Annotated in this window: 19 protein-coding genes; 5 read left to right on the top strand and 14 right to left on the bottom strand. The window is 74.2% G+C overall.

Annotated features, from left to right (window positions below; all coding sequences use genetic code 11):
* Nucleotides 1-73 precede the first annotated feature (73 nt).
* Nucleotides 74-994: an RNA polymerase sigma factor SigJ gene (gene sigJ, locus BX266_RS29270; RefSeq protein ID WP_180290655.1), complete on the top strand. Its 921-nt coding sequence runs from the start codon at nt 74-76 to the stop codon at nt 992-994.
* A 7-nt stretch (nt 995-1,001) separates the two neighbouring features.
* On the opposite strand, the gene BX266_RS29265 is transcribed toward sigJ, so the two are convergent.
* Together BX266_RS29265 and BX266_RS29260 are read right to left on the bottom strand one after the other, a co-directional pair.
* Nucleotides 1,002-2,795, bottom strand: coding sequence for an ABC transporter ATP-binding protein (locus BX266_RS29265; protein WP_099904649.1), 1,794 nt, complete (start codon nt 2,793-2,795; stop codon nt 1,002-1,004).
* Between the two features lie 126 nt (nt 2,796-2,921).
* Nucleotides 2,922-3,698, bottom strand: a complete 777-nt coding sequence (locus BX266_RS29260; protein WP_099904647.1) for an SDR family oxidoreductase — start codon at nt 3,696-3,698, stop codon at nt 2,922-2,924.
* 509 nt (nt 3,699-4,207) lie between these two features.
* Here BX266_RS29260 and BX266_RS29255 point away from each other — a divergent pair.
* The gene (locus BX266_RS29255; RefSeq protein ID WP_180290654.1) at nt 4,208-6,268 is read left to right on the top strand and encodes a discoidin domain-containing protein; all 2,061 of its coding nucleotides are present in this window, start codon (nt 4,208-4,210) and stop codon (nt 6,266-6,268) included.
* Between the two features lie 61 nt (nt 6,269-6,329).
* On the opposite strand, the gene BX266_RS29250 is transcribed toward BX266_RS29255, so the two are convergent.
* From BX266_RS29250 to BX266_RS29215, 8 genes are all read right to left on the bottom strand, one after another.
* Complete coding sequence (locus tag BX266_RS29250) at nt 6,330-7,463, bottom strand: FAD-dependent monooxygenase (protein WP_099904645.1); 1,134 nt, start codon at nt 7,461-7,463, stop codon at nt 6,330-6,332.
* Nucleotides 7,464-7,521: 58 nt separating this feature from the next.
* Complete coding sequence (locus tag BX266_RS29245) at nt 7,522-8,085, bottom strand: ATP/GTP-binding protein (RefSeq protein ID WP_099904643.1); 564 nt, start codon at nt 8,083-8,085, stop codon at nt 7,522-7,524.
* Nucleotide 8,086: 1 nt separating this feature from the next.
* Nucleotides 8,087-8,494, bottom strand: a complete 408-nt coding sequence (locus BX266_RS29240) for a DUF742 domain-containing protein (RefSeq protein WP_399170682.1) — start codon at nt 8,492-8,494, stop codon at nt 8,087-8,089.
* Nucleotides 8,491-8,928, bottom strand: coding sequence for a roadblock/LC7 domain-containing protein (locus BX266_RS29235; RefSeq protein ID WP_099904641.1), 438 nt, complete (start codon nt 8,926-8,928; stop codon nt 8,491-8,493). Before BX266_RS29235 ends, BX266_RS29240 begins: the two co-directional genes overlap by 4 nt.
* Entirely contained in the window at nt 8,925-11,522 is a 2,598-nt protein-coding gene (locus BX266_RS29230) for a nitrate- and nitrite sensing domain-containing protein (RefSeq protein WP_259464908.1), read from the bottom strand. The genes BX266_RS29235 and BX266_RS29230 overlap by 4 nt, the downstream gene beginning before the upstream one ends.
* 469 nt (nt 11,523-11,991) lie before the next feature.
* A complete protein-coding gene (locus BX266_RS29225; protein WP_099904637.1) occupies nt 11,992-12,882 on the bottom strand; it encodes an SDR family oxidoreductase in 891 nt (296 codons plus the stop codon).
* Complete coding sequence (locus BX266_RS29220) at nt 12,879-13,853, bottom strand: alpha/beta fold hydrolase (protein ID WP_099904635.1); 975 nt, start codon at nt 13,851-13,853, stop codon at nt 12,879-12,881. The genes BX266_RS29225 and BX266_RS29220 overlap by 4 nt, the downstream gene beginning before the upstream one ends.
* Nucleotides 13,850-15,403 (bottom strand): NAD(P)/FAD-dependent oxidoreductase, encoded by a 1,554-nt coding sequence (locus BX266_RS29215; RefSeq protein ID WP_099904633.1) that lies wholly within the window; start codon nt 15,401-15,403, stop codon nt 13,850-13,852. The genes BX266_RS29220 and BX266_RS29215 overlap by 4 nt, the downstream gene beginning before the upstream one ends.
* Nucleotides 15,404-15,565: 162 nt before the next feature.
* Here BX266_RS29215 and BX266_RS29210 point away from each other — a divergent pair, with 162 nt between their 5' ends.
* Nucleotides 15,566-16,327: a MerR family transcriptional regulator gene (locus BX266_RS29210; protein WP_099904631.1), complete on the top strand. Its 762-nt coding sequence runs from the start codon at nt 15,566-15,568 to the stop codon at nt 16,325-16,327.
* Between the two features lie 106 nt (nt 16,328-16,433).
* Nucleotides 16,434-17,234, top strand: coding sequence for an inositol monophosphatase family protein (locus BX266_RS29205; protein WP_099904629.1), 801 nt, complete (start codon nt 16,434-16,436; stop codon nt 17,232-17,234).
* Between the two features lie 27 nt (nt 17,235-17,261).
* Here BX266_RS29205 and BX266_RS29200 read toward each other — a convergent pair whose 3' ends face one another.
* Entirely contained in the window at nt 17,262-18,704 is a 1,443-nt protein-coding gene (locus tag BX266_RS29200) for a pyridoxal-dependent decarboxylase (RefSeq protein ID WP_218969276.1), read from the bottom strand.
* On the bottom strand, nt 18,701-20,074 hold the full coding sequence (locus BX266_RS29195) for a diaminobutyrate--2-oxoglutarate transaminase family protein (protein ID WP_099904627.1): 1,374 nt from the start codon (nt 20,072-20,074) through the stop codon (nt 18,701-18,703). Before BX266_RS29195 ends, BX266_RS29200 begins: the two co-directional genes overlap by 4 nt.
* A gap of 192 nt (nt 20,075-20,266) precedes the next feature.
* Between BX266_RS29195 and BX266_RS29190 the strand changes: the two genes are divergently transcribed.
* On the top strand, nt 20,267-20,893 hold the full coding sequence (locus tag BX266_RS29190; RefSeq protein WP_099904625.1) for a class I SAM-dependent methyltransferase: 627 nt from the start codon (nt 20,267-20,269) through the stop codon (nt 20,891-20,893).
* A gap of 19 nt (nt 20,894-20,912) precedes the next feature.
* On the opposite strand, the gene BX266_RS29185 is transcribed toward BX266_RS29190, so the two are convergent.
* Together BX266_RS29185 and BX266_RS29180 are read right to left on the bottom strand one after the other, a co-directional pair.
* Nucleotides 20,913-21,605 carry a response regulator gene (locus BX266_RS29185; protein WP_099904623.1) on the bottom strand — a complete coding sequence of 231 codons (693 nt, stop codon included), beginning with the start codon at nt 21,603-21,605 and terminating at the stop codon, nt 20,913-20,915.
* The gene (locus tag BX266_RS29180; protein ID WP_099904622.1) at nt 21,602-23,218 is read right to left on the bottom strand and encodes an ATP-binding protein; all 1,617 of its coding nucleotides are present in this window, start codon (nt 23,216-23,218) and stop codon (nt 21,602-21,604) included. Before BX266_RS29180 ends, BX266_RS29185 begins: the two co-directional genes overlap by 4 nt.
* Nucleotides 23,219-23,238 lie beyond the last annotated feature (20 nt).

The following is a 23,238-nucleotide window of genomic DNA, read 5'->3' as shown; positions in this document are numbered from 1 at the left end:
AATGTGAGGCGCGGCCGGCTGTCACATTCCGGCGGGCTGTCCTGTCGGGTTGGTGACAGCGGAGGAGGAGCAGGTGGAGGACACGGTGGACGAACGGCGGGCCGGGGCGCTGCGCGCGGTGGCGGACGAGCGGCGGCAGCTGACCAACCTGGCGTACCGGCTGCTCGGCTCGCTGGCCGACGCGGAGGACGTGGTGCAGGAGGCCTACGCCCGCTGGTACGCGATGCCGCCCGAGCAGCGGGCCGCGGTCGACTCGCCGGGCGGCTGGCTGACCACCGTGGCCGGGCGGATCTGCCTCGATCTGCTCGGCTCGGCCCGGGTGCGACGGGAGCGGTACGTCGGCGCGTGGCTGCCGGAGCCGGTGCCCGAGCAGCACGGCGGGGCGGCGGGCGACCCGGCGGACCGCATCACCTTGGACGAGTCGGTCAGCATGGCGTTCCTGATGGTGCTGGAGTCGATGACGCCGGCCGAGCGGGTGGCCTTCGTGCTGCACGATGTCTTCCAGTACCCGTTCGCCGAGGTCGCCGAGGTGGTCGGCCGTTCGGCGGCGGCCTGCCGGCAGCTGGCCACCTCCGCCCGGCGCCGGATCCGGGACGCGCGGCCGCCGGACGGGCCGGTGGGCGCGCAGGCCGGCGTGGTACGGGAGTTCGCCCGGGCGTGGGCGGCGAAGGACGTCAGGTCGCTGATGGCGCTGCTCGATCCGGACGCCGTGGTGGTCGCGGACGGCGGGGGCCTGGTCGGCGCCCTGCTGGAGCCGCTGTCGGGCAGCGAGCGGATCGTCCGCACCTGGGTGGAGCTCGCCGCCGCGGCACCCGCCATGACCTTCCTGGAGCGCACCGTCAACGGCCGGCCCGGCCTGATCGCGCGGCACGACGGCACCACGGTCACCGTGTACTCGTTCCGGATCGCCGACGGCCGGATCACCCACATCTGGGGCGTGCGCAACCCGGAGAAGCTCCGCCCCTGGACGGCGCTGGACGGCGACGGGGTGTGACGCGCGGTCAGACCGCGCTCGGCAGCGCCTCCCGGTTCAGCAGCGCGGCGTAGCGGCCGTCGCGGGCCACCAGTTCGTCGTGGTCGCCGAGTTCGGCGATGGTGCCGTGGTCGAGGACGGCGATCAGGTCGGCGTCCCGGACGGTGGAGAGCCGGTGCGCGATGGTGATGGTGGTGCGGCCCGCGGCGAGCGTGTCCAGCGCCTGCTGGACGGCCAGTTCGGTCTGGTTGTCCAGCGCGCTGGTGGCCTCGTCGAGGATCAGCACCGGCGGGTTGCGCAGCACCGTGCGGGCGATCGCCAGGCGCTGCTTCTCGCCGCCGGAGAAGCGGTAGCCGCGCTCGCCCACCATGGTGTCGTAGCCGTCCGGCAGGGCGGCGATCATGTCGTGGATCTGCGCGGCGCGGGCCGCCTCCACCAGTTCCTCGTCGGTGGCGTCCGGCTTGGCGAAGCGCAGGTTCTCGGCGACCGAGGCGTGGAACAGGTACGTCTCCTGGGAGACCACGCCGACCGCCCGGGCCAGCGTCTCGAAGGACAGCTCGCGCACGTCCACCCCGTCGATCAGCACCCGCCCCGCCGTCACGTCGTACAGCCGGGGCACCAGGTACGACAGGGTGGACTTGCCGGAGCCGGTCTCGCCGACCACGGCCAGCGAGCCGCCCGCCGGGACGGTCAGGTCTATCCCGGACAGGGTGGGGCGGTCCTGGTCGGGCCGGTAGTGGAACTCGACGTCCTGGAACCGGACGTCGCCGCGGATCTCCTCCAGCCGGACGGGGTGCTCGGGTTCGTTGATCTCCACCGGCAGGTCCAGGTACTCGAAGATCCGCTGGAACAGCGCCAGCGAGGTCTGCACGTCCACGCCGGTGGACAGCAGGCTGACGGTGGGCCGGAACAGGCCCTGCTGCAGCGACACGAACGCCACCAGGGTGCCCAGCGAGACGATCGGCGCCCCGGCGGCGGTGGCCAGGCCGGCCGCCCAGTAGATCAGTGCGGGCATCGCCGCCATCACGATCCCGATGGTCGACATCCGCCATCGGCCCGCCATGCTGGAGCGCACCTCCAGCCCCGCCAACTCGTCCGACTGGGCGGCGAACTCGCGGGTCAGCGAGTCGGAGCGACCCATCGTGCGGCCGAGCAGGATGCCGCTCACCGACAGCGACTCCTGGACGGCGGAGGAGAGCTTGGCGAGCTGGCGCTGCCGCTCGCCGGTGATCTTCTTTCGTTCCCGGCCGACCCGGCGGCTGATCCACACGAACACCGGGAGCAGCAGCAGCGAGACGACGGTCAGCCGCCAGTCCAGTGCGACCATCGCCACCACGCTGGCCACCACCGCCGTCAGGTTGGAGACCAGGGAGGTGGCGGTGCCGGTGACGGTGGCCTGCATGCCGCCGATGTCGTTGGCGATCCTCGACTGCACCTCGCCGGTGCGGGTACGGGTGAAGAACGCCAGCGACATCCGCTGAAGGTGCCGGTAGACCGCCGTGCGCAGGTCGTGCATCACCCGCTGGCCGACGGTGGTCGAGATCAGCGTCTGCAGCACGTTCAGGACGCTGGTGATCACCGCCGCCGCGATCATTCCGCCGACCAGCAGGGTCAGCAGGCCCGTCCGCCGTTCCGGGATCGCGGTGTCCAGCACCGCCCGCAGCAGGAACGGCGTCACCACCGACACCACCGCGGACGCCGCGACCAGCAGCCCCACCACGCCCAGCCGCCCCGTGTACGGCCGGAACAGCCGCAGGATCCGCCGCACCTGCGCGGGCTGCCGCTCCTCGGGCGGGGTCCAGTCGATCCGGTTCAACTGCACGGGGACCTCCTGGGGGTCGGGGAGCCGGTCGGGGCGACGGGCGCGGCCGAGCTTAACGAGCCTTGCTCACCATTAGCAAACCTAAGCTTCTCTGCATTCCCCGGGCGCGCCCGGTCGGCTGCGGCCTCACCTCTCCTTGCGGTAGTCGCGGCCCGCCGTGTTGGAGAGCTTGCCGAGGCCGCCCGCCGGCAGCAGCCGGGCGGCGGCGACGGCGGCCTTGTAGCGCTTGCCCGGGACGCAGAGCGGCCGGTTGCGGGCGAGGTCGGCGAGGGAGTCGTTGACCACGCGCTCGGCGGTGAGCCAGCCCCAGGACGGGATCGAGGAGGTGCCCATGCCGGCCCGCTGGTGGAACTCGGTGCGGGTGAAGCCGGGGCACAGGGCCTGGAGGCGGACGCCGCTGCCGGCCAGGTCGCGGGCGATGCCGAGGGTGAAGTTGACGACCCAGGCCTTGGTCGCGCCGTAGGTGCCGCGCGGGACGAACGCGGCGACCGAGGCGACGTTGACCACGGCGCCGAAGCCGCGCTCGCGCATGCCGGGCACGGCGGCGGTGGTCAGCCGCAGCACGGCCTCGATGTGCACCTTGACCATGTCGATCTCGTCCTGGACGGGAACGTCCAGGTACGCGCCGCGGTTGCCGAAGCCGGCGTTGTTGATGAGCAGGTCGACCGGCTGCTCGCTGTCGCGCAGGCGGTGCTCGACGGCTTCGATGCCCGTCTCGGTGGCGAGGTCGGCCGCGAGGGTCTCGACCCGGACGCCGTGGCGGGCGGTGAGCTCGGCGGCGGTCGCGGCGAGGCGTTCGACGTCGCGGGCGACCAGCACCAGGTCGCGGCCGTCGCGGGCCAGGCGGTTGGCGAACGCGGCGCCGATGCCGGCGGTGGCGCCGGTGATGAGAGCTGTCGTCATGGCTCCGACCGTACCGGGCGGTAGCCCGGCGTCGCATCGACCGACCGGCCGACGGGCCCTTCGACCCTTCGGGCGACCCGCCGGGTGTCGGCGGCGCGTCCCGGCCGCGGCGTTCGTCGGATCACCCTACGGTTCGGGCAGCGCCGCCGTCCCACGCGGCGTCCGACCTTCCCAGGAGAACTGATGTCCGTTCGGCTCCACCCCCGCTCCATAGAAGTCGCGCCGCCGGCCCGTCACCGCCCCGACCGGCACTGACGGGTCCGGCACCGCCTTCGCTCGCCCGGGCCCGCCCCTCCCCACGGGGCCGGGCCCGACGCGCGTCCCAGGTCAGGCAGTTGACGACTCGTCGACATATCACCCTCATGCCATTTACTACTGACCGGTCAGTAAATCCGGTCGAATGCCTTGACGGCCCGTCAGGGGCTCGGGATTCTCGGGAGAACCGCGCACCGGCTCGTGCCGGGTGCGGCGCTCCCCCACCGCCGCCTCCCCGAGCCGAGAGGTGATCCATGACCGGGACCCACCGGGCCAGGAACGTCCTCGCCCGTCTGCTGCCGCTGCTGCTGCTCGCGGCCGCGCTCGCCACCGGCGCCGTGCCGGGCTCCGACGCCCGTGCCGCCGAGAGCTGGTGGAACCCCACCGCCAGGCCGGCGCCCGACTCGCAGATCAACGTGACCGGCGAGCCGTTCCACGGCACGAACCCGGACGGCAGCGTCCGCGGGTTCGTCGACGCGCACAACCACCTGATGTCCGCCGAGGGATTCGGCGGGCGGGTGATCTGCGGTTCCGCGTTCTCCCAGCAGGGCGTCGCGGACGCGCTGAAGGACTGCCCGGAGCACTACCCGGACGGGTCGCTGGCGCTGTTCGAGAACGTCACGGGCGGCGCGGACGGGCACCACGACCCGGTCGGCTGGCCGACGTTCAACGACTGGCCGGCCCACGACTCGCTCAGCCACCAGCAGGACTACTACGCCTGGGTGGAGCGCGCCTGGCGCGGCGGTGAGCGGGTGCTGGTCAACGACCTGGTGACCAACGGCCTGCTGTGCTCGATCTACCCGTACAAGGACCGCGGCTGCGACGAGATGGACGCGATCCGCACCGAGGCCCGCAAGTCGTACGAACTGCAGGACTACATCGACACGATGTACGGCGGCCCGGGCAAGGGCTGGTTCCGCATCGTCACCGACTCCGAGCAGGCCCGTTCCGTGGTCGCCCAGGGCAAGTTGGCGGTGGTGCTCGGGGTGGAGACCTCCGAGCCGTTCGGCTGCAAGATGATCCTGGACGTGCCGCAGTGCGACCGGGCGGCGATCGACCGCGGCCTGGACGAGCTGTACGCGCTCGGGGTGCGCAGCATGTTCCTGTGCCACAAGTTCGACAACGCGCTGTGCGGGGTGCGCTTCGACGAGGGCACCACCGGGGTGGCGGTGAACGCCGGGCAGTTCCTGTCCACCGGCACCTTCTGGACCACCGAGCAGTGCGCCGGGCCGCAGCACGACAACCCGATCGGCCTGCCCACCGCGCAGGCCCGGTCGATGCTGCCGGCCGGAGTGAGCCTGCCGACGTACCCGGCGGCCGCGCAGTGCAACACCCGCGGGCTGACCGACCTCGGCGCGTACGCGATCGACGGCATGACGAAGCGCCACATGATGCTCGAAGTCGACCACATGAGCGTCAAGGCGGCGAAGAGCGCCTTCGAGATCCTGGAGTCCAAGGGCTACCCGGGCGTCATCTCCAGCCACAGCTGGATGGACCTGAACTGGACCGAACGCCTGTACAGGCTGGGCGGGTTCGCGGCGCAGTACCCGCACGACGCCAACGGCTTCGTGGCCGAGGCCAACCGCACCAAGGCGCTGCGCGACCAGTACGGCGTGGGCTACGGCTACGGCAGCGACCTGAACGGCGTGGGCGGCTGGCCGGGCCCGGTCGGCGCCGGCGCGCCGAACACCGTCACGTACCCGTTCCGGTCCGCCGACGGCGGCTCGGTGCTGGACCGGCAGGTGACCGGCAGCCGGACCTGGGACGTCAACACCGACGGGCTGGCGCACGCCGGGCTGCTGCCGGACTGGATCGAGCAGATCCGGCTGTCCGGCGGGCAGGGCGTGGTGAACGACCTGATGAAGGGCGCGCAGTCCTACCTGACCACCTGGCGGGCCACCGAAGTCCACGACGCCGGGCGGGAGTTGGCGAAGGGGGCGGCGACCTCGGCGAGCTCCGCGGAGTGGAACCCGTTCACCTCGTTCCAGCCGGGCCGGGCGGTGGACGGCGACCGCGGCACCCGGTGGGCCAGCGACTGGAGCGACGACCAGTGGCTGAGCGTCGACCTGGGCGCGGCGCGGATCGTGGACCGGGTGACGCTGGACTGGGAGCGGGCGTACGCCACGGGCTACCGGATCGAGGTGTCCGCGGACGGGACGAACTGGCGCACCGTCTGGTCCACCACCACAGGTGACGGCGGGCTGGACACCGCCTCGTTCGCCCCGACCTCGGCCCGGTTCGTGCGCTTCCACGGCACCGCGCGGGCCACCCAGTGGGGCTACTCGCTCTACGAGGTGTCGGTGCACGGCGCCTGAGCCGGCAGCACGGAGGGGCCGGGCAGCGACTGCCCGGCCCCTCCGCCTTGCCGATCGGGCGTCAGTACGGCTTGACCAGCACGTGGGCGGCGCCGGGGATGCCGACCTTGAGGAGCTCGTCCTCCTCCGGCGTGGTGGGCGTGCCGGTCTCCTGCTTGAGGATCGCCCGGGACAGCGACTGGACGAACATCGCGCGCGGGCGGCGGCGGGCCTCCCAGGCCTGCAGGGCGGCGGGCACCGTGTCGGCGGCGTCCAGCTCCTGGGCGAGCACCAGGGCGTCCTCGACGGCCATCGCGGCGCCCTGCGCCAGGTGCGGGGTGGAGGCGTGCGCGGCGTCGCCGGCCAGCACCACCCGGCCGACGTGCCAGGGCCGGTCCACCGTCACCTGGGAGATCCGCGAGTACACCACCGCGGCCGGGTCGGTGACCTGGGCGAGCGCCTCGGCGACCGGGCCGCCGAAGCCGGCCAGCCGCTCGGCGAGCTGCTCGTGGGCGCGCTCCGGGTCCGGGCGGAACTCCTCTGCCTCGGCGAACACCGCGCCCAGGTACATCAGTTCCTCGGTGATCGGGGTGAGCAGCGCCTTCGCGGACCGGTTGCCGGTGCTCATCACCACGCCCTGCACCTCGGGCTGCCGGGGCACGGTGACCCGCCAGTTGGCGAAGCCGGTGTACTCGGGGCGGTAGGCGTCGCCGTACAGGCGGGTGCGCAGCGGCGAGCCGATGCCGTCGAAGCCCACCACCAGGTCCCAGCGGCCGGTGGAGCCGTCGGACAGTGTGACGTCCACGCCCTCGCCGTCGTCGGCGAGTTCGACCACGGTGGTGCCGAAGCGCACGGTCGCGCCGGCCTCGGCGGCGGCCCGGCCGAGCACCTCGGCCAGCGCCGGGCGGGGGATGCCGTTGTTGGCGGGAGCCTCGTCCATCCGCGGCTGCGGGATCTTCGCCAGCGTGTTGCCGGCCGGGTCGCAGATGGTCAGCACCTCCCATTCGAAGCCGGCCTTCAGGCAGTCGTCCAGGATGCCGAGTTCGCGCATCACGTGCAGCGCGTTGGACGGCTGGATGATGCCGACGCCGAGCGCGTCGAGCTGCTCGCGGATCTCGGCGACCTCGACGGTGTGGCCGCGGCGGGCGAGCGCGACGGCGAGGCTGAGGCCGCCGATGCCACCGCCGTGGACGAGGACGCGCAGGGGTGTTGCCATGGGTCTCTCCGTGGGTTCGGGAAGGCCGCGCTGGGGGAGGCGGCCGGTGGGGAAGCGGTCAGCCGACCGGGAGCGCGATCAGGTGGTCGACCAGGGCGAGCAGCACGTCCCGGCCGAACGGCCGCTCGCGGACGTCGCCGACCAGCATCGGCACGTGCGGGTCGAGGTCGAGGGCGGCCCGGATCTCGGCGTCGGTGCGGGTGTTGACGCCGTGGAAGCAGTTGATCGCGACCACGAACGGGATGCCCCGGCTCTCGAAGAAGTCGATCGAGGCGAAGCTGGTCTCCAGCCGGCGGGTGTCGGCGATGACCACGCCGCCGAGCGCACCGTTGACCAGGTCGTTCCACATGAACCAGAACCGCTCCTGGCCGGGCGTGCCGAACAGGTACACCACCAGCTCGGTGCTGATGGTGATGCGGCCGAAGTCCAGGGCGACGGTGGTGGTGGTCTTCTGGTCGACACCGGAGAGGTCGTCCACGCCGACGCTGGCGGTGGTCAGGTACTCCTCGGTGCGCAGCGGGGCGACCTCGCTGACCGCGCCGACCAGGGTGGTCTTGCCGACGCCGAAGCCGCCGGCGATCAGGATCTTGACCGCGGCGGCGCCCGCCTGGGTGGTCGTCATCTCAAAGCCTCCTCAGGCCCTCACGTACGGCGGCCAGCAGGCCGCGGTCGGCGCCGCCCGCGGCGCGGGCCACCGAGATCGGGGCCCGGGCCGACAGGAGGCCCTGCTCGACGAGGTCGCCGAGCAGGATCTTGGTCACCGAGACCGGCAGGTCGAGGTCGGCGGCGACCTCGGCGACGGCGGCCGGCGTCCGGCAGCGGTCGAGGATCATCCGGTGCTCGGGCTGCAGCCGGCCGGGCCGGACCGGCGCGCCGAACGCGTCGACCGGCCCCGGCACGCTGGTGAGCAGGGTGATGAGGGTGAGGTCGTCGCGTTCGGGAGCGGTGCGGCCCCGGGTGATGGTGTACGGCCGCACCATGCTGTCCGCACCGTCGTCGTCCTCGTACTCGTCGGCCCAGTGGGCGTTCACGCGCGCTGCCCGCTGCGGGCGCCGAACGCGTCGAACTCGCCGCGCTGCGGGGTGCTGAGCTTCTGGCCGACCTGCTGCACCAGGTTGTGCATGGCCAGCGACATGACCTCCGCGTCGACGTCCTGGGAGGCGACCACGGCCAGGTGGGTGCCCGAGCCGGCGGCGATGACGAACAGCCACAGGTCGGCCAGTTCGACGATCACCTGGTGCACCGGCCCGCCCGCGAACAGCTGGCCGACGCCGCGGGCCAGGCTCTGCTGGCCGGTGGCGACGGCGGCCAGGCGCTCGGCGTCGGAGCGGTCGATGGTGCGGGAGTGGCTGACCACGAGGCCGTCGTCGGAGAGCAGGACGGCGTTCCTGGTCCCGGCCACCGAGTCCACCAGGCCGTCCAGCAGCCAGTCGAGGTCCTGGTGGGTGGCGGTAGTGCGCGTCATGACCGGTCTTCTCTCGTCGGGATGGGATGGGTGTTCCAGGTGTCGGCGGGCTCGGGCCGCTCGCCGGGCGCGGTGCTGTCCGCGGCCGGCGGGACGGGCCCGGACCTCGCTTCCCGGGAACGCCGCTGGAACGCGCCGATCGCTGCTCCGGCCCGTCGGGGGGCCGGTCGGAACAGCGGGTTCTCGTCCCAGCGGGGCGGGGCGGGGGCGGGGGCCGGGGCGGCGGGGTCGATCCGCAGCTCGTCGACCAGGCTGGCCTGGCGGATCCGCCGGGGCAGCGGCGGCTCGCCGGCCGGCAGCGCCGGGGCGGCCTGCGGGTAGCCCCCGCCGTGGAACGGCTCGGCGGGCGCGGGCTCGGCGGGCCACGGTTCGACCGCGACCGGCTCCGGCAGGTACGGCGCGGGCAGCGCGTACGGGGCGGGGGCGGCCTCCAGCGGCTGGACCGCGTCGGGGAACGGCTGCTCGTGGCCGGCCGCCAGGTACTCCTGCGGGTGACCGCCGATCAGCTCGTGCTGCGGGTGGGCGACGGGCGCGTACGGGTCCTCGATCGGCACGTAGGGAACCTCCGCGGTGACCGGCGGGAGGGCCAGGTGCTCGGCGACCGGGTCGGGAAGCCCGGAGAGCGCCGCGACGCCGGCCAGCGCCTGGCCGCGGGAGCGGGTGGGCAGGCCGCCGGTGGACTGCGCCGGGACGACGGTCGGCCGGGCGGTCGGGTCGGGGACGATCAGTTCGTCGGGGACCAGCACCACGACCCGGGTGCCGCCGAACGCGGACTGCCGGAACTCGATCCGCAGACCGTGCTGCTCGGCGAGCCGGGCGATCACGTAGAAGCCGAGGCGGATGTCGTCGCCGCGGGCCAGCACGTCGGCCCGGGGCGGACGGGTCATCAGCTCGTTGGCCTCGTCGATCTGTTCCTCGTCCATACCGAGGCCGCGGTCCTCGACCTCGATCGCCACGCCGCGGCTGACCCGGCCGGCCCGGACCTCGACCGGGTTCGGCGGGCGGGAGAAGGTCAGGGCGTTCTCGATCAGCTCGGCGAGCACGTGGGCGACCGGGCCGACGGCCCGCTCGGAGATCCACGGGCTGCCGTCCAGGTCGATGACGACCCGCCGGTAGTCCTGGACCTCGCCCTGGGCGGCGCGCATCACGTCCAGCAGCGGGACCGGCTTGCGCCAGCGCCGGTGCGGGGTGCCGCCGGCCAGGATGACCAGGTTCTCCTCGTAGCGGCGCAGGCGCGCGGTGAGGTGGTCGAGGTCGAACAGGCCCTCCAGGAACTCCGGGTCCTCGTGCCGGCGTTCCAGTTCGTCGAGCTTCTTCAGCTGCTGGCCGATCAGCAGCTGGGTGCGGCGGGCGATCCGCTGCAGCAGGCGCTCGTAGGCGCGGTGCTGCTCGGCCTGGGCGACGGCGGCCTGCACGGCGCTGGTCCGGGCCAGGTTGAACGCCTCGGCGAGCTTGGCGAGTTCGTCCTCGGTGCGGGCCCACGGGTCGCGCTCGATGGCCCGGGCGTGCTCCTCCAGGTCGACCTGCTCGCCGTTGCCGAGGCGTTCGACCACCTCGGGCAGGGTGTTCTCGAGGTCCTCGGCCTGCTGCTGGAGCCGGCTGATCCGGCGGCGCAGGGTGCGGGTGAGCCGCCAGGAGGTGATGGCGACCGCGACGACCGCGACCAGGCCGACCACGGTGGTGAGGACCAGGCGCAGGGCCAGCGCGATGATGCTGCTCTTGCCCTGCTCGACGACGTAGCCGGTGCGGTGCTCCAGCAGGCCGACGAGGTCGGGGGTGAGGGCGTCGACCGACTGGCGCCAGCTGCTCTGGTCGACGCCGAGCGCGACCCGGCCGCTGCGGTCGGCGGCGGTCGGCTTCAGCAGGTCCTGCTCGACCCGGAGCTTGGCCTGCCAGGCCGGGCTGGCGGCGATCTTCTGCCACATCGCGGTCTCGTCGGCGGCCAGGTAGGGCAGCGCCTTGGTGCCGAACTGGAAGTCCTGTTCGGCGATGGCCTGCCGGAGCTGCTGGTAGTCCTCGGAGCTCAGGCTGCCGCTGGGCCAGCCGCGGGCCAGCAGGGCGTCCGAGCGGGAGATCATCTCCTTGCCCCAGAACAGGTCGACCAGCGGCTGCGAGATGGTGGTCATCTTGCCGTTGTCGACGTGGCTGAGCGCCGCGAAGAGCTTGAGGTCCACCGCGATCAGGTCGGTGTAGTAGCGGTACACCGTGGCCTGCTGCTGCTCGCCGCCGCCGTCCACCAGGGCGCGCTGGGCGGGCAGTTGGTTGATCGCCTGGCGGGCCTGCTGGACGGCCTCGCGCACCTCGGCGGGCGCGTCGTCGGCGGAGACGTCGGAGAGCTTCTGGAACTGGCGGATGGCTTCGTCGGTCTTGGCCCGCTGGGCCTTCAGCGCTTCACTGCCTCCGCTGTGGGTGGCGAGGACGTCGGCGCTCAGGCGCCGCTCCTCCTGCAGGTTGTAGTAGACGATGTTGGACGGCTGGCCGGCCTCCTGCGCGAGCAGGCCCTGGGCGGCCTGGCGCTGGAAGTCCAGCAGGAGCTGTCCGCTGGTGACCGCCCACAGGGCGGCCAGCGCCACTCCGGGGACGATCGCCAGCACGAGCAGGGTCGCTCTGAGCGAGAGCCGGCCCGTGATGATCCGCCGAGACGCGCGCGTGCGCAGGGCATTCTCCTTGGAGACGACGCCAGTCGTTCGGAACTGGTCGAATCTGACAGGACTCTGACGGATCGATATTAGTCACACCGTATAACGACAGGAAAAATCGCCGTGGCGATCCGATGCCCACAGGGCGCCGCCGGGGTGACCCAATACCCGCTCCGACCAGGCGCGATGAGCATCTGTGGGACCAACGTCCGGGAACTCGGCGGCTCTTCACCGTCGGCCCGCGCGAACTGCCCGCCCCGACACCCGAACTGATGATCTGCCCGGCGCAGGGAGTCTAGCGCCCGATCCACTCGGTAAGTGAGGTGGTCCTGTCACATAGTGACGAAAAAACGACGGACGGACCGCCGGCCTCTCTCCAGGGCCCGCGGTCCGTCCGTCGTGGTGCGCTCGCTCCGACCCGCCGTCACTCCGCCCGGTCGGCGTGCGCGTTCCGGTCGGCCTCCCCGCCCGCGCCGACCGGCCGCAGCCGGGTCGCCGCGGTGGCCTTCAGCTCCGGCGCCAGCCGGGCCACGTCCCGGGAGCCCACGGCCGCGATCAGACCGGGGAGCATCCAGCGGACCGGCTGCATGCCGCGCAGCCAGGCCTGGGCGTACACGTGCGCGGAGCGGCGGCCGATGCCGGCCACCAGCCGGTCCACGGCCGGCCCGATCGGGTAGGTCTTGTTGGCCGGCCAGGGCAGCTTGGCCCGCATCTGTCGCAGCACGGCGTCCTCGTCGGCCCCGCGCACCATGTCGGTGTCGGTCCAGCTCAGGTAGCCCACACCGACCTTGACCCCCTGGTAGGCGACCTCGGCGCGCAGCGCGTGGGCGAACGACTCGACGCCCGCCTTGGAGGCGCAGTACGCGGACATCAGCGGCGCCGGGGTGAGCGCCGCCAGCGAGGCGATCTGCAGCAGGTAGCCGCGGCTCTCGGCCAGCGCGGGCAGGAACGCCCGGGCGGTGGCCACCGAACCCAGCAGGTTCACCTCGATCACCCGGCTCCACGCCCGGTGGTCGCTGTCCTGCATCGGGCCGCCCAGCGCGATGCCGGCGTTGGCCACCACGGTGTCGATCCGCCCGTACCGGTCCTTGATCCGGTTCGCGACCTCGGTCATCGCGTCCAGGTCGGTGACGTCCGCCTCCCAGGCCGAGGCGTGCTCGCCGCACTGGGCGGCCACCGCCTTCAGCTCGGCGGGCTCCAGGCCGACCAGCGCGACCTTGGCGCCGCGCTCGGCGAGCTTGCGCGCCATCAGCGCGCCCAGGCCGCGGGCGGCACCGGTGATGACGACGACCTGCGAGGACAGCGGCGGGGTCATGCGGACTCCTCAACGGCGGCGGGCGCGTTCCGGACGGGGGCGGACTGGGCGGGGACCGACAGCTCGCCGGCGACCAGGGCGGCGATCCGGCGGATCTCGTCGGCGACCTCGGCGGGCCGCTCGACCGGGCTCATGTGGCCGGTACCGGCCAGTTCCAGCAGGCCGCGCGGGTCGGCCAGCGCGGCGGCGATCCGGCGGGCGTGCACCGGCGGGGTGAGCCTGTCGTGGCTGCCGGCGATGACGGCGGTCGGCGCGGTCAGCCGGGCCAGCCCGGCGTGCACGTCGAGGGTGTCGAGCACCCCCGCCCAGTGGTGGCGCACCTTGGTCGGGCAGGCGTGCACCACCTGCGCGCAGCCCTCGACCCGGTCGGCGGGCGAGGCCGGACCCATGGTGGCGTACTTCAGCACCGCCCGGGACAGGCCGTTGACCGGGCCGAGCGGCAGCCGGGAGCGCAGGATCTGCCGGTGCAGGAAGCGCCGCAGGCCCGCGCCGCGGACGGCGGGCGGAAGGACCGTCAGCTCCGCGACCAGCTCGCCGGCGCCGGTGTTGACCAGCACGTTGGCGGCGGTGCGGGCGGCCACCCCGGGGCGGCCGCCGGCCGCCATGATGGTCATCCCGCCCATGCTGTGCCCGGCCACCACGGCGCGCCGCCCCTCCGGGACGACGGCCGTCAGCACGGCCTCCAGGTCCTCGGCGAGCTTGGCGGTCGAGTACCCGGCGGCGCCCGCCGGGGCGGGGCTGCGGCCGTGCCCGCGCTGGTCGTAGGCGACCACCCGGAAGTCGGGGACCAGCCGGTTGACCACCGGCGCCCAGAACGCGGTGGCGCAGGTCCAGCCGTGCGAGAGCACGATCAGCGGCGCCCCGTCCGGCCCGTACTCCTCCACGTTCAGCTCGGCGCCGTCGGCGGACCGGACGGTGCGCACCACCGCCGGGTCGGGCAGCACGAAGTCACGGGGAACGCTCGGGTTCATGCGGGCACCGCCTCGGTGTCGAGCGCCCCGCCGACCGGCGCGGTGCGCTTGATGAGTTCGTACTCGGCCAGGTCGACGTGCCGGGTGGCCCGCCGGAACGCGCTGGTGGAGGCCGGCCACAGCACGGTGTTCTTGCCGTCCTCGTCGAGGTACCAGCTGCGGCAGCCGCCGGTGGTCCACACCGTGCGGCCCATCCGGTGCTGGAGCTCCAGGTTCCACTGGCGCTGGGCGCGCTCGGTGGGCTGCATCGCGGTCGCGCCGACCGAGTCCAGCGTGGTGAGCGCGTCGATCAGGTAGTTCAGCTGGGACTCGATCATCAGGATCATCGAGTTGTTGCCGAGCCCGGTGTTCGGGCCGATCAGGAAGAACAGGTTCGGGAAGCCCCGCACGGTGGAGCCGCGCAGCGCCTCCATGCCGTCCTTCCACGCCTCCGCCAGCGCGGTGCCGCCGACGCCGAACACCCGCTCGGCGATCGGGAGGTCGGTGACGTGGAAGCCGGTGCCGAACACGATCGCGTCGACCTCGTGCTCGCTGCCGTCCGCGCCGACCAGCGTCGACCCGCGCAGCTCGCGCAGCCCGCCCGCCACCACCTCGGTGTTGGGGGCGGCCAGCGCCGGGTAGTAGGTGTTGCTGAGCAGGATCCGCTTGCAGCCGATCCGGTAGTCCGGGGTCAGCTTGGCGCGCAGCGCCGGGTCGGCGACCGCCCGGTGCATGTGGCGCAGCGCGACCTGCTGGACCAGCTTCAGCAGCTGCGGGCGGCGGACGAACGCGTCCACCTGCAGCTCGCGGATCACGAACAGCGCGGAGCGGCGCAGCAGGCCGCTCGGCGGGAGCTTGCTGTGCAGCCACTTCTCCGCGCCGGTGACCTCGCGGTCGGCGCGCGGCAGGACCCAGGCCGGGGTTCGCTGGAAGACCGTCAGGCTCTGCACGGTGGGCTGGATGGCGGGGATGATCTGCGCGGCGGACGCGCCGGTGCCGACCACCGCCACGCGCTTGCCCGCGAGCTCGTAGTCGTGGTCCCAGCGCGAGGAGTGGAAGACCTTGCCCGGGAAGGCGTCCAGGCCGGGCAGGTCGGGGATCTGCGGGTCGGCCAGCGGGCCGGCGGCGGAGACCACGGCGTCGGCGGTCCAGCTGCCGGCCTTCGAGGTGACGTTCCAGCGGGTGGTGGCCTCGTCCCAGCGCAGCTCGGTGACCTCGGCGCCGAAGCGCAGGTGCGGGCGCAGGCCGAAGGTGTCGGCGACCCGCTCCAGGTAGGCGCGGATGTCGGGCTGGCCGGAGAACACCCGGGGCCACTCGGGGTTCGGCGCGAACGAGAACGAGTAGAGGTGCGAGGGCACGTCGCAGGCGCAGCCCGGGTACGAGTTGTCGCGCCAGGTGCCGCCGACGGAGTCCGCGCGCTCCAGGATCACGAAGTCGGTGATGCCGGCCCGGCGCAGCCGGACGCCGGCGCCCAGGCCGCCGAAACCGGAGCCGATGACGGCGACCCGGACGTGCGGGACGGTCGGCCGCGGCGCCTCCGGGGCGGGCGGCTTCTTGGTGCGGGGTGCCATGGGCGGGCCTCCTGGCGAGGGTGGGGGTGCGGGTGGCCGGCGGTGCGGAAGTGGACCCTGGAAGCTGCCAGTAATCACTGGCGCGTTTGGCAGAGTAGCCCTTGTTGACACCGAGTGGAATAGCGCGGGGCGCGTCTGTTTCCGCCCCGCCCGCCCGGCCCTATGCTGACCGGCGTGGCGGAGATCGAGAACGACAGCGCACCCCCGCGCGAGTACCGCGTCGCCGAACTCGCCGAGGCGGCCGGCATCAGCGTGCGCACCGTCCGCTTCTACCGCGAACGCCGCCTGCTCCCCCCGCCCCGCAAGGAGGGCCGGATCGCCTGGTACGGCGAGGAGCACCTGGCCCGGCTGCGCCTGATCGCCGAGCTGCTGGAGCGCGGCCACGCCCTCGGCGGCATCGCCGAACTGATCGGCGCCGGCGAGGACGGCCGCGACGTCGCCGAACTGATCGGCCTGCAGGCCGCGCTGGTCGCCCCCTGGTCCGACGAGACGCCCGTCCACCTCGACTGGGCCGAACTGCGCGCCGCCTTCGGCGACCAGCTGACCGACGCCAACACCGCCGAGTCCATCGCCCAGGGCTTCATCACCGTCGAACCCGACGGCATCACCCACATCAGCCGCCGCCTGATGGACGCCACCGTCGCCCTGGTCGACGAGGGCGTCCCGCTCGCCGCCGTCCTCGACGTCAGCCGACGCGCCCGGGAGTACGCCGACGCGATGGCCGACATCTTCGTCGCCCTGATCCGCGACCAGCTGCTCGGCGCGCTCACCCACGTGCAGGACCTCACCCCCGCCGAGGCCGCCCGGCTCACCGAACAGATCCAGCGCGTCCGCCCGCTCGCGCGCACCGTCAACGACGCCCAGTTCACCCTCGCCATGGACCGCCGGGTACGCGCCGAGTACGAGCGGCTGTCCGGCGAGTGACGGCCGCTCAGCCGCTCCCCCGCGGACCCCGTCCGTCACCTGAGCACCGTGCGTCCCACCCCGGCATGGGAGAGTGGAGGCCGGTGAAGGGAGCGCGGGCGTGTTGATGGAGAAGGTCGCCGAGATCCTCGTCGAGGCCTCGGCGGAGGCGGTGGAACCCCGGTTCCGGGCGCTGGCCGCGGACGAGGTGATGGAGAAGGCCCCCGGCGAGATCGTCACCGTCGCCGACCGGGACGCCGAACGGATCATCTCCCGGCGGCTGCGCGAGCTCCTCCCCGTCCCCGTCGTCGGCGAGGAGGCCGTCGCCGCCGACCCCGACCTGGCCCGGGCCCTGAGCGTCGAACCCGCCGCCTGGCTGGTCGACCCCGTCGACGGCACCAACAACTTCGTCGCCGGCCGCCCCGCCTACGCCGTCATGGCCTCGCTGGTCCGCCAGGGACAGACCGTCGCCTCCTGGATCTGGCAGCCCTGCACCCGCACCGCCTACGCCGCCGAACTCGGCGCCGGCGCGTGGCGCAACGGCGAACGCCTCACCCGCGACCCGGTCACCACCACGCCCGAGAAGTGGACCGGCATCCTCAAGACCCGCTACCTCGCCCCGCCCACCCGCGACCGCCTGCTCGCCAACAGCCGCGCCCTCGGGCCCCTCGACCCCGGCCGGGGCGCGGCCGGCATCGAATACCCCCTGGTCGCCACCGGCGAACGGGACTTCGTCCTCTACTGGCGCACCCTCCCCTGGGACCACGCCCCCGGCTCCCTCCTCGTCACCGAGTCCGGCGGCCGCAGCGCCCGCTTCGACGGGTCCTCCTACCGCCCCGAACCACCGGGCGGCCCGCACGGCCTCCTCGTCGCGGCGGACCCGGCCCAGTGGGAGACCCTCCACGAGATCCTGCTGCGGAGCCTCTGAGCCCCCGGGGCGGGTCGGCCGGCCGGGTCACTCCGCGACGGCGCCGATGAGCGCCGCCAACTCGCGCTCCGTCGTGTGCGGGTTGAGCAGCGTCAGCTTCAGCCGGACCCGTCCCGGACCCGTGCCCGGGAGTTCGGTGCGGCCGACGACGGCGCGGCCGGAGCGCAGCAGGCTCCGGCGGAGCTCGGCGTTGACGGCGTCGCTGCGTTCGGGGTCGTCGGCGGTGCGGCGGAACACCACGGTGGTGAGGACCGGGTCGCAGTGGAGTTCCAGCTCGGGTGCGGCCCGGACGAGTTCCGCGGCGTGCCGGGCCAGCTCGTGGCAGCGGTCGACCAGCGCGCCGAGCCCGTCCCGGCCCAGGGCCCGCAGCGTGACGGCGAGTTTGAAGGCGTCCGGCCGGCGGGTCGTGCGCAGCGACTGCCCGAGCAGGCTCGGGTAGCCGGCCTCCTCGTCGTCGGCGGGGTTCAGGTAGACCGCGCGGCGGGCGAGCGAGGCGTACGTGCGTGCTTCGCGCACCAGGAAGACTCCGGCCGCCGCGGGCTGCCAGCCCAGCTTGTGCCAGTCCAGCGAGACGGAGTCCGCCCGGTCGATCCCGTCGAGCAGCGGGGCGAGCCGCCGGGAGAACAGCGCGCCGCCGCCGTAGGCCGCGTCCACGTGCAGCCAGGTGCCGTGCCGCGCGGCGAGGTCCGCGACCGCGGGCAGCGGGTCGATCGCGCCGGTGTCGGTCGTTCCGGCGGTGGCGACCACCGCGATCGGGGTGGCGCCTTCCCAGCCGGCTTCGGCGAAGGCGTCGGCCAGCGCCCCGGGGTCCATGCGCAGTGCGCGGTCGACGGGGACGGTCCGGACCGCCCGTTCGCCGAGCCCGAGCAGTGCGGCGGCCCGCTGGACGGAGAAGTGGGCTGCCTCGGAGGCCAGGATCCGCGGCCGGACGCCGGCCGGAATCCCGTTCAACTCGACGTCGGGACCGAGGCGTTGGTCGCGGGCCAGCATCAGGCCCAGCAGGTTGGACTCGGTGCCGCCGGTGGTCAGCACCCCGGCCGCACGGTCCGGCCGGAAGCCCACCGATTCGGCGAGTTCGGCCAGCAGTTCGGTCTCCAGCGTGGTGGCGGCGGGGGCCTGGTCCCAGGAGTCCTGCGAGGGGTTGAGGGCGCTGACGGCGAGGTCCGCGGCCACCGCGACGGCCAGCGGCGGGCAGTGCAGGTGCGCGGCGCACGAGGGGTCCGCCGGGTCCGCCGCGCCGTACGCCAGCAGCTCCACCAACTCGCCGAGCGCAGATCGCCCCTGGGCCTTCGCCAGGACGCCCCGGACGGTCTCCGCGACGGCCGCGGGCTCACCGGGGACCACCGGCCCGCCGCGCCGGGCCGCCCCGGCGCCGAGCGCCGCCAGCACCTCCGCGAGCAGCGGTCGGAGCGCCGCCGGTCCGGCGGCGCCGCCCGAGAGGGCCGTCAACTGCTCAGCGCCGTCCGTCACTTCTCCTCCCCCGTCGAGCGCATGGCGAACTCGACGGCGTCGCAGAGCCGTTCGAGGACGGCGTCGGCCTGCTCGTCGGTGATGGTGAGCGGCGGGAGCAGCCGCAGGACGGCGTCGTGGCGGCCGCCGAGCTCGACGATCAGGCCGCGGGCGAGGCAGGCCCGGCGGACCCGGACGGCGAGGTGGGGGTCGGCGGGGAGGGCGCCGCAACTGTCGGGCTCGCCGGCCGGGTCGACGAGTTCGACGCCGAGCATCAGGCCGCGGCCGCGGACGTCGCCGATCACGGGGAGGCGGTCGCGGGCGCCGTCGAGGCGGGCGGCGATCCGGGCGCCGACGGTGTCGGCGCGGGCGACCAGTCCGTTGGCGGCGATGTGCCGCAGGGTGGCGGCGCCGGCGGCCATCGCCAGGGTGTTGCCGCGGAAGGTGCCGGTGTGCGCGCCGGGCTGCCAGCCGTCGTACTCCTCGCGGTAGACCACGACGGCCAGCGGGAGGCTGCCGCCGATGGCCTTGGACAGCACCATCGCGTCGGGCTCGATGCCGCTGTGCTCGACGGCCCACATCCGGCCGGTGCGGCCGACGCCGGTCTGCACCTCGTCCAGGATCAGCGGGATGCCGCGTTCGGCGGTGATCCGGCGCATCTCGCGCAGCCAGCCGTCGGGGGCGGGCACCACGCCGCCTTCGCCCTGGACGGCCTCCAGGATCATCGCGGCGGGCGGCAGCACGCCCCCTGACGGGTCGTCGAGCAGCCGCTCGGTGTAGGCGGCGGCCAGCTCGGCGCCGCGTCCGCCGCCGACGCCGAACGGGCAGCGGTAGGCGTACGGGTAGGGCAGGCGGGTGACCTCGCCGCCGCTGGGCAGCGGGGCCTTGACGGCGGTGTTGCCGGTGACGGCGAGGGCCCCGGCGGTCATGCCGTGGTAGGCGCCGGTGAAGGCGAGCGCGCCGCGGCGGCCGGTGGCGGTCTGCATCAGTTTGAGGGCGGCCTCGACGGCGTCGGTGCCGGCCGGGCCGCAGAAGTGGATCCTGGCCCTGGACGCGAACTTCTCCGGGAGGCTCTCCAGCAGGGCGGTGGTGAAGTCGTCCTTCTCGGCGGTGGCGAGGTCCAGCAGGTGCAGGGGGGCGCCGCTGTCCAGGGTGCGGCGGATCGCCTCCAGCACCACGGGGTGGTTGTGGCCGAGGGCCAGGGTGCCGGCGCCGGAGAGGCAGTCCAGGTAGCGGCGACCGTCGGCGCCCTCCACGGTCATGCCGTTCGCGCGCACCGGGACGATCGGGAAGGACCGGGCGTAGGTGCGGGCGGCCGACTCGCGGATGCGCTGGCGGCGCAGGATCGCGTCGCCGGCCGGGACGGCGGAGGTGCCGACGGTGAGGGTCACAGCGGAGCTCCCTTGGGGAAGTTAGGTAAGCCTAACTTTACTCCCGGGGGTTCGACCGACGCCGCCACCAGGCCCTCTGATCACCCGTCCGGGTGAGACCGCCCCCTGAACGCCCGCGCCGGATGCCCCCGGTCCCTCTCAACGAGCCCGGCCGCCCCCGGTCACGGCCACCGCCGAAGTACCGTGGCGCCCATGGACATTCCGCCGCCCGCCGACGACCCGGCCGCGCACTCCCGGGAACTCGCCGAGACCCGCGCCTTCTTCGCCGAACGGGCCGCCCGCTGGGACAGCAAGTACCCGGACGACAGCCCGCGCTACGCGGCCGCGATCGCCGACACCGGCCTGACCACCGGTCAGTTCGTGCTGGACGCCGGCTGCGGCACCGGCCGCGCCCTCCCACTGCTGCGCGCCGCCGTCGGGCCGACCGGCACCGTCCTCGGCGTCGACCTGACCCCGGAGATGCTCGACCGGGCAGCCGTCCACCGCCCGCACGCCGCACTGGTCCGGGCCGACTGCTGCCGGCTGCCGCTGCCCGACGCCGTGGTCGACCTGGTCTTCGGCGCGGGCCTGATCTCCCACCTGCCCGGCCCCGCGGCCGGCCTGCGCGAACTCGCCCGCGTCACCCGCCCCGGCGGCCGCCTCGCCCTCTTCCATCCGCTCGGCCGCGCCGCCCTCGCCGCCCGCCAGGGCCGGCAGATCACCCCCGACGACCTCCGCGCCCGCGAGCACCTCCACCCCCTGCTGACCGCCGCCGGCTGGACCCTTCTCTCCTACACCGACGACCCCACCCGCTACCTGGTCCTCGCCGACCGCACCTGACGCCCCTCCCTCCGCGCCCTCATCCCGCCTTCCAGCGGTAGCCCAACTCCGGTCTCCCGACGTGCCCGTAGCGCGGCTCGCGGGTCGCGTGGCCGGTGGTCACCAGGTGCTCCAGGTAGCGGCGGGCGGTGATCCGGGAGACGCCGGTGGCCGTGGCCCCGGTGGTCGCGGTGAGGCCGTCGGGCGCTTCGCGGAGCGCGGTGGCGAGGGTGTCGAGGGTGGCGGCGCTGAGGCCCTTGGGGAGGCTGGTGCGGTCGGTGCCGCGCAGCAGGGCGAGGGCGCGGTCGACCTCGTCCTGCCCGAGCGCTTCGCCGTCCCGGCCGAGGCTGTCCCGGTAGCGGGCGTACTGCCGCAGCCGGTCGCCGAGCGCGGCCGCGCCGAAGGGCTTGAGCAGGTACTGGACGACGCCCGCGGTGACGGCCTGCCGGACCACGGCGAGGTCGCGGGCGGAGGTGACGGCGATGACGTCGGCGGTGTGCCCGGCGGTGCGGAGCGCGGCGCAGAGTTGCAGGCCGTGGCCGTCGGGCAGGTAGAGGTCGAGCAGGATCAGGTCGACGGGGGCGTGGGCGTCCAGGGCGCGGGTGGCCTCGGCCCGGGAGTGCGCGGTGGCGACGACGGTGAAGCCGGGGGTGCCGGCGACGTAGCGGGCGTGCGCGTCGGCGGCGACCGGGTCGTCCTCGACCACCAGGACCCGGATCGCCCGGGCGGTCATCGGGCCGCCCCGACCGGGCGCTGCAGCGGGAGGCGAACGGTGAGCACCGCGCCGTCCTGGTGGGCCAGCCGGACCTCGCCGCCGTTGCGGCGGGCGGTCTGGGCGACCAGGGCGAGGCCGAGGCCGCGGCCGTGCTGCTTGGTGGTCCAGCCACGGCGGAACACCTCGTCGGCGGCGGCCGGGTCGACGCCCGCACCGGTGTCGGCGACCCGCAGCAGCAGCTGTCCGTCGTCGGTGCGGGCGGTGACGTGGACGGCGGGGGCGGCGTGCGCGGCATTCTCGATGGCGGCGTCCATGGCGTTGTCGATCAGGTTGCCGAGCAGGGTGACCAGGTCGCGCGGGGTGAGCCGGTCGGGCAGGACGCCGTCGTCGATCCGGCTGTCGGCGGTGAGTTGCAGGTCGACGCCCCGTTCGGCGGCCTGCGCGGCCTTGCCGAGCAGCAGGGCGGCGAGCACGGGTTCGCCGACGGCGCCGACCACCTGGTCGGTGAGCCGCTGGGCGAGGGCGAGTTCGGCGGTGGCGAACTCCACCGCCTCGCGGTGGCGGCCGAGTTCGATCAGCGAGACCACGGCGTGCAGCCGGTTGGCCGCTTCGTGGGCCTGCGCGTCGAGGGCTGCGGCGATGTCCCGGACGGTGTCCAGTTCGCCGGTGAGGCCCTGGAGTTCGGTGTGGTCGCGGAGGGTGACCACGGTGCCGAGGCCGGGCCCGACCGGGGAGGTGTTGAGCAGCACGACGCGCTCCGCGGTCAGGTGCACCTCGTCGCGGACGGGTTCGGCGGACTCCAGCGCGCGGCGCAGCGAGTCCGGCAGGTCCAGCTGACCGACCGTCAGCCCGGCGGCCCCGCCGTCGAGTTGGAGGAGTTCGCGGGCGGCGTCGTTGCACAGCACCACCCGGTGCTCGCGGTCGAGCAGCAGCAGCCCTTCGCGGACCGAGTGCAGCGTCGCCTGGTGGTACTCGTACAGGTGGGCCAGCTCCTCGGCATCCATGCCGTGGGTGTGGCGGCGCAGCCGGGCGGCGAGCAGGTAGCTGGCGGCGGCGCCGAGCGCGAGGGCGAGGGCGGCGACGCCGACCAGGGCGAGCAGCGGGGTGCGCAGCCGGGCGGTGATGTTGTCGACCGTGATGCCGGCGCTGACCAGGGCGACCACCCGGTGACGGTCGTCCAGGACGGGGGTGACGACGCGGACGGACGGCCCGAGGGTGCCGGTGTAGGTCTCGTGCTGGGTCCGTCCGGCCCGGGCCTGGTCGATGTGGCCGAGGAAGGGGCGGCCGATCTGCGCGGGGTCGGGGTGGGTCCAGCGGATGCCGTGCGGGTCCATGACGGTGACGAAGTCGACGCCGGTGTCGGCCCGGACCTGCTCGGCGTACGGCTCCAGCACGGTGCTGGGGTCGGCCCCGGCGGCGGCCTCGCGGACGGTGGGCGCGTCGGCGAGCGAGCGGGCGACGGCGGTGACCTGCTGCAGGGCGGAGTCCTCGGCGCGCTGGGCGGTGAACAGGTAGGCGAGGACGGCGCCGCCCGCCACCACGGCGGCGACGATGACCACCTGGACGGCCAGCAGCCGCCCGGCCAGGCTGCGCCGTCGGCGGGGCGGCGGGGCGCTGCTGGTCGGGTGCATGCGGACCAGTGTGCACGGCC

The organism is Streptomyces sp. TLI_171, assembly GCF_003610255.1.
GTDB lineage: Bacteria > Actinomycetota > Actinomycetes > Streptomycetales > Streptomycetaceae > Kitasatospora.
Note: the sequence above shows the minus strand (reverse complement) of the source record. Positions and strands in the feature narration are given on the sequence as shown.

What these genes read in the sequence shown, in the direction of transcription:
- BX266_RS29225 (WP_099904637.1), bottom strand. Translation starts at nt 12,882, where the DNA reads ATGACCCCGCCGCTGTCCTCGCAGGTCGTCGTCATCACCGGTGCCGCC.
- BX266_RS29260 (WP_099904647.1), bottom strand. Translation starts at nt 3,698, where the DNA reads ATGACGACAGCTCTCATCACCGGCGCCACCGCCGGCATCGGCGCCGCG.
- BX266_RS29190 (WP_099904625.1), top strand. Translation starts at nt 20,267, where the DNA reads ATGGACATTCCGCCGCCCGCCGACGACCCGGCCGCGCACTCCCGGGAA.
- BX266_RS29250 (WP_099904645.1), bottom strand. Translation starts at nt 7,463, where the DNA reads ATGGCAACACCCCTGCGCGTCCTCGTCCACGGCGGTGGCATCGGCGGC.
- BX266_RS29235 (WP_099904641.1), bottom strand. Translation starts at nt 8,928, where the DNA reads ATGACGCGCACTACCGCCACCCACCAGGACCTCGACTGGCTGCTGGAC.
- BX266_RS29210 (WP_099904631.1), top strand. Translation starts at nt 15,566, where the DNA reads ATGCTGACCGGCGTGGCGGAGATCGAGAACGACAGCGCACCCCCGCGC.
- BX266_RS29245 (WP_099904643.1), bottom strand. Translation starts at nt 8,085, where the DNA reads ATGACGACCACCCAGGCGGGCGCCGCCGCGGTCAAGATCCTGATCGCC.
- BX266_RS29185 (WP_099904623.1), bottom strand. Translation starts at nt 21,605, where the DNA reads ATGACCGCCCGGGCGATCCGGGTCCTGGTGGTCGAGGACGACCCGGTC.
- BX266_RS29215 (WP_099904633.1), bottom strand. Translation starts at nt 15,403, where the DNA reads ATGGCACCCCGCACCAAGAAGCCGCCCGCCCCGGAGGCGCCGCGGCCG.
- BX266_RS29205 (WP_099904629.1), top strand. Translation starts at nt 16,434, where the DNA reads ATGGAGAAGGTCGCCGAGATCCTCGTCGAGGCCTCGGCGGAGGCGGTG.
- BX266_RS29180 (WP_099904622.1), bottom strand. Translation starts at nt 23,218, where the DNA reads ATGCACCCGACCAGCAGCGCCCCGCCGCCCCGCCGACGGCGCAGCCTG.
- BX266_RS29255 (WP_180290654.1), top strand. Translation starts at nt 4,208, where the DNA reads ATGACCGGGACCCACCGGGCCAGGAACGTCCTCGCCCGTCTGCTGCCG.
- BX266_RS29220 (WP_099904635.1), bottom strand. Translation starts at nt 13,853, where the DNA reads ATGAACCCGAGCGTTCCCCGTGACTTCGTGCTGCCCGACCCGGCGGTG.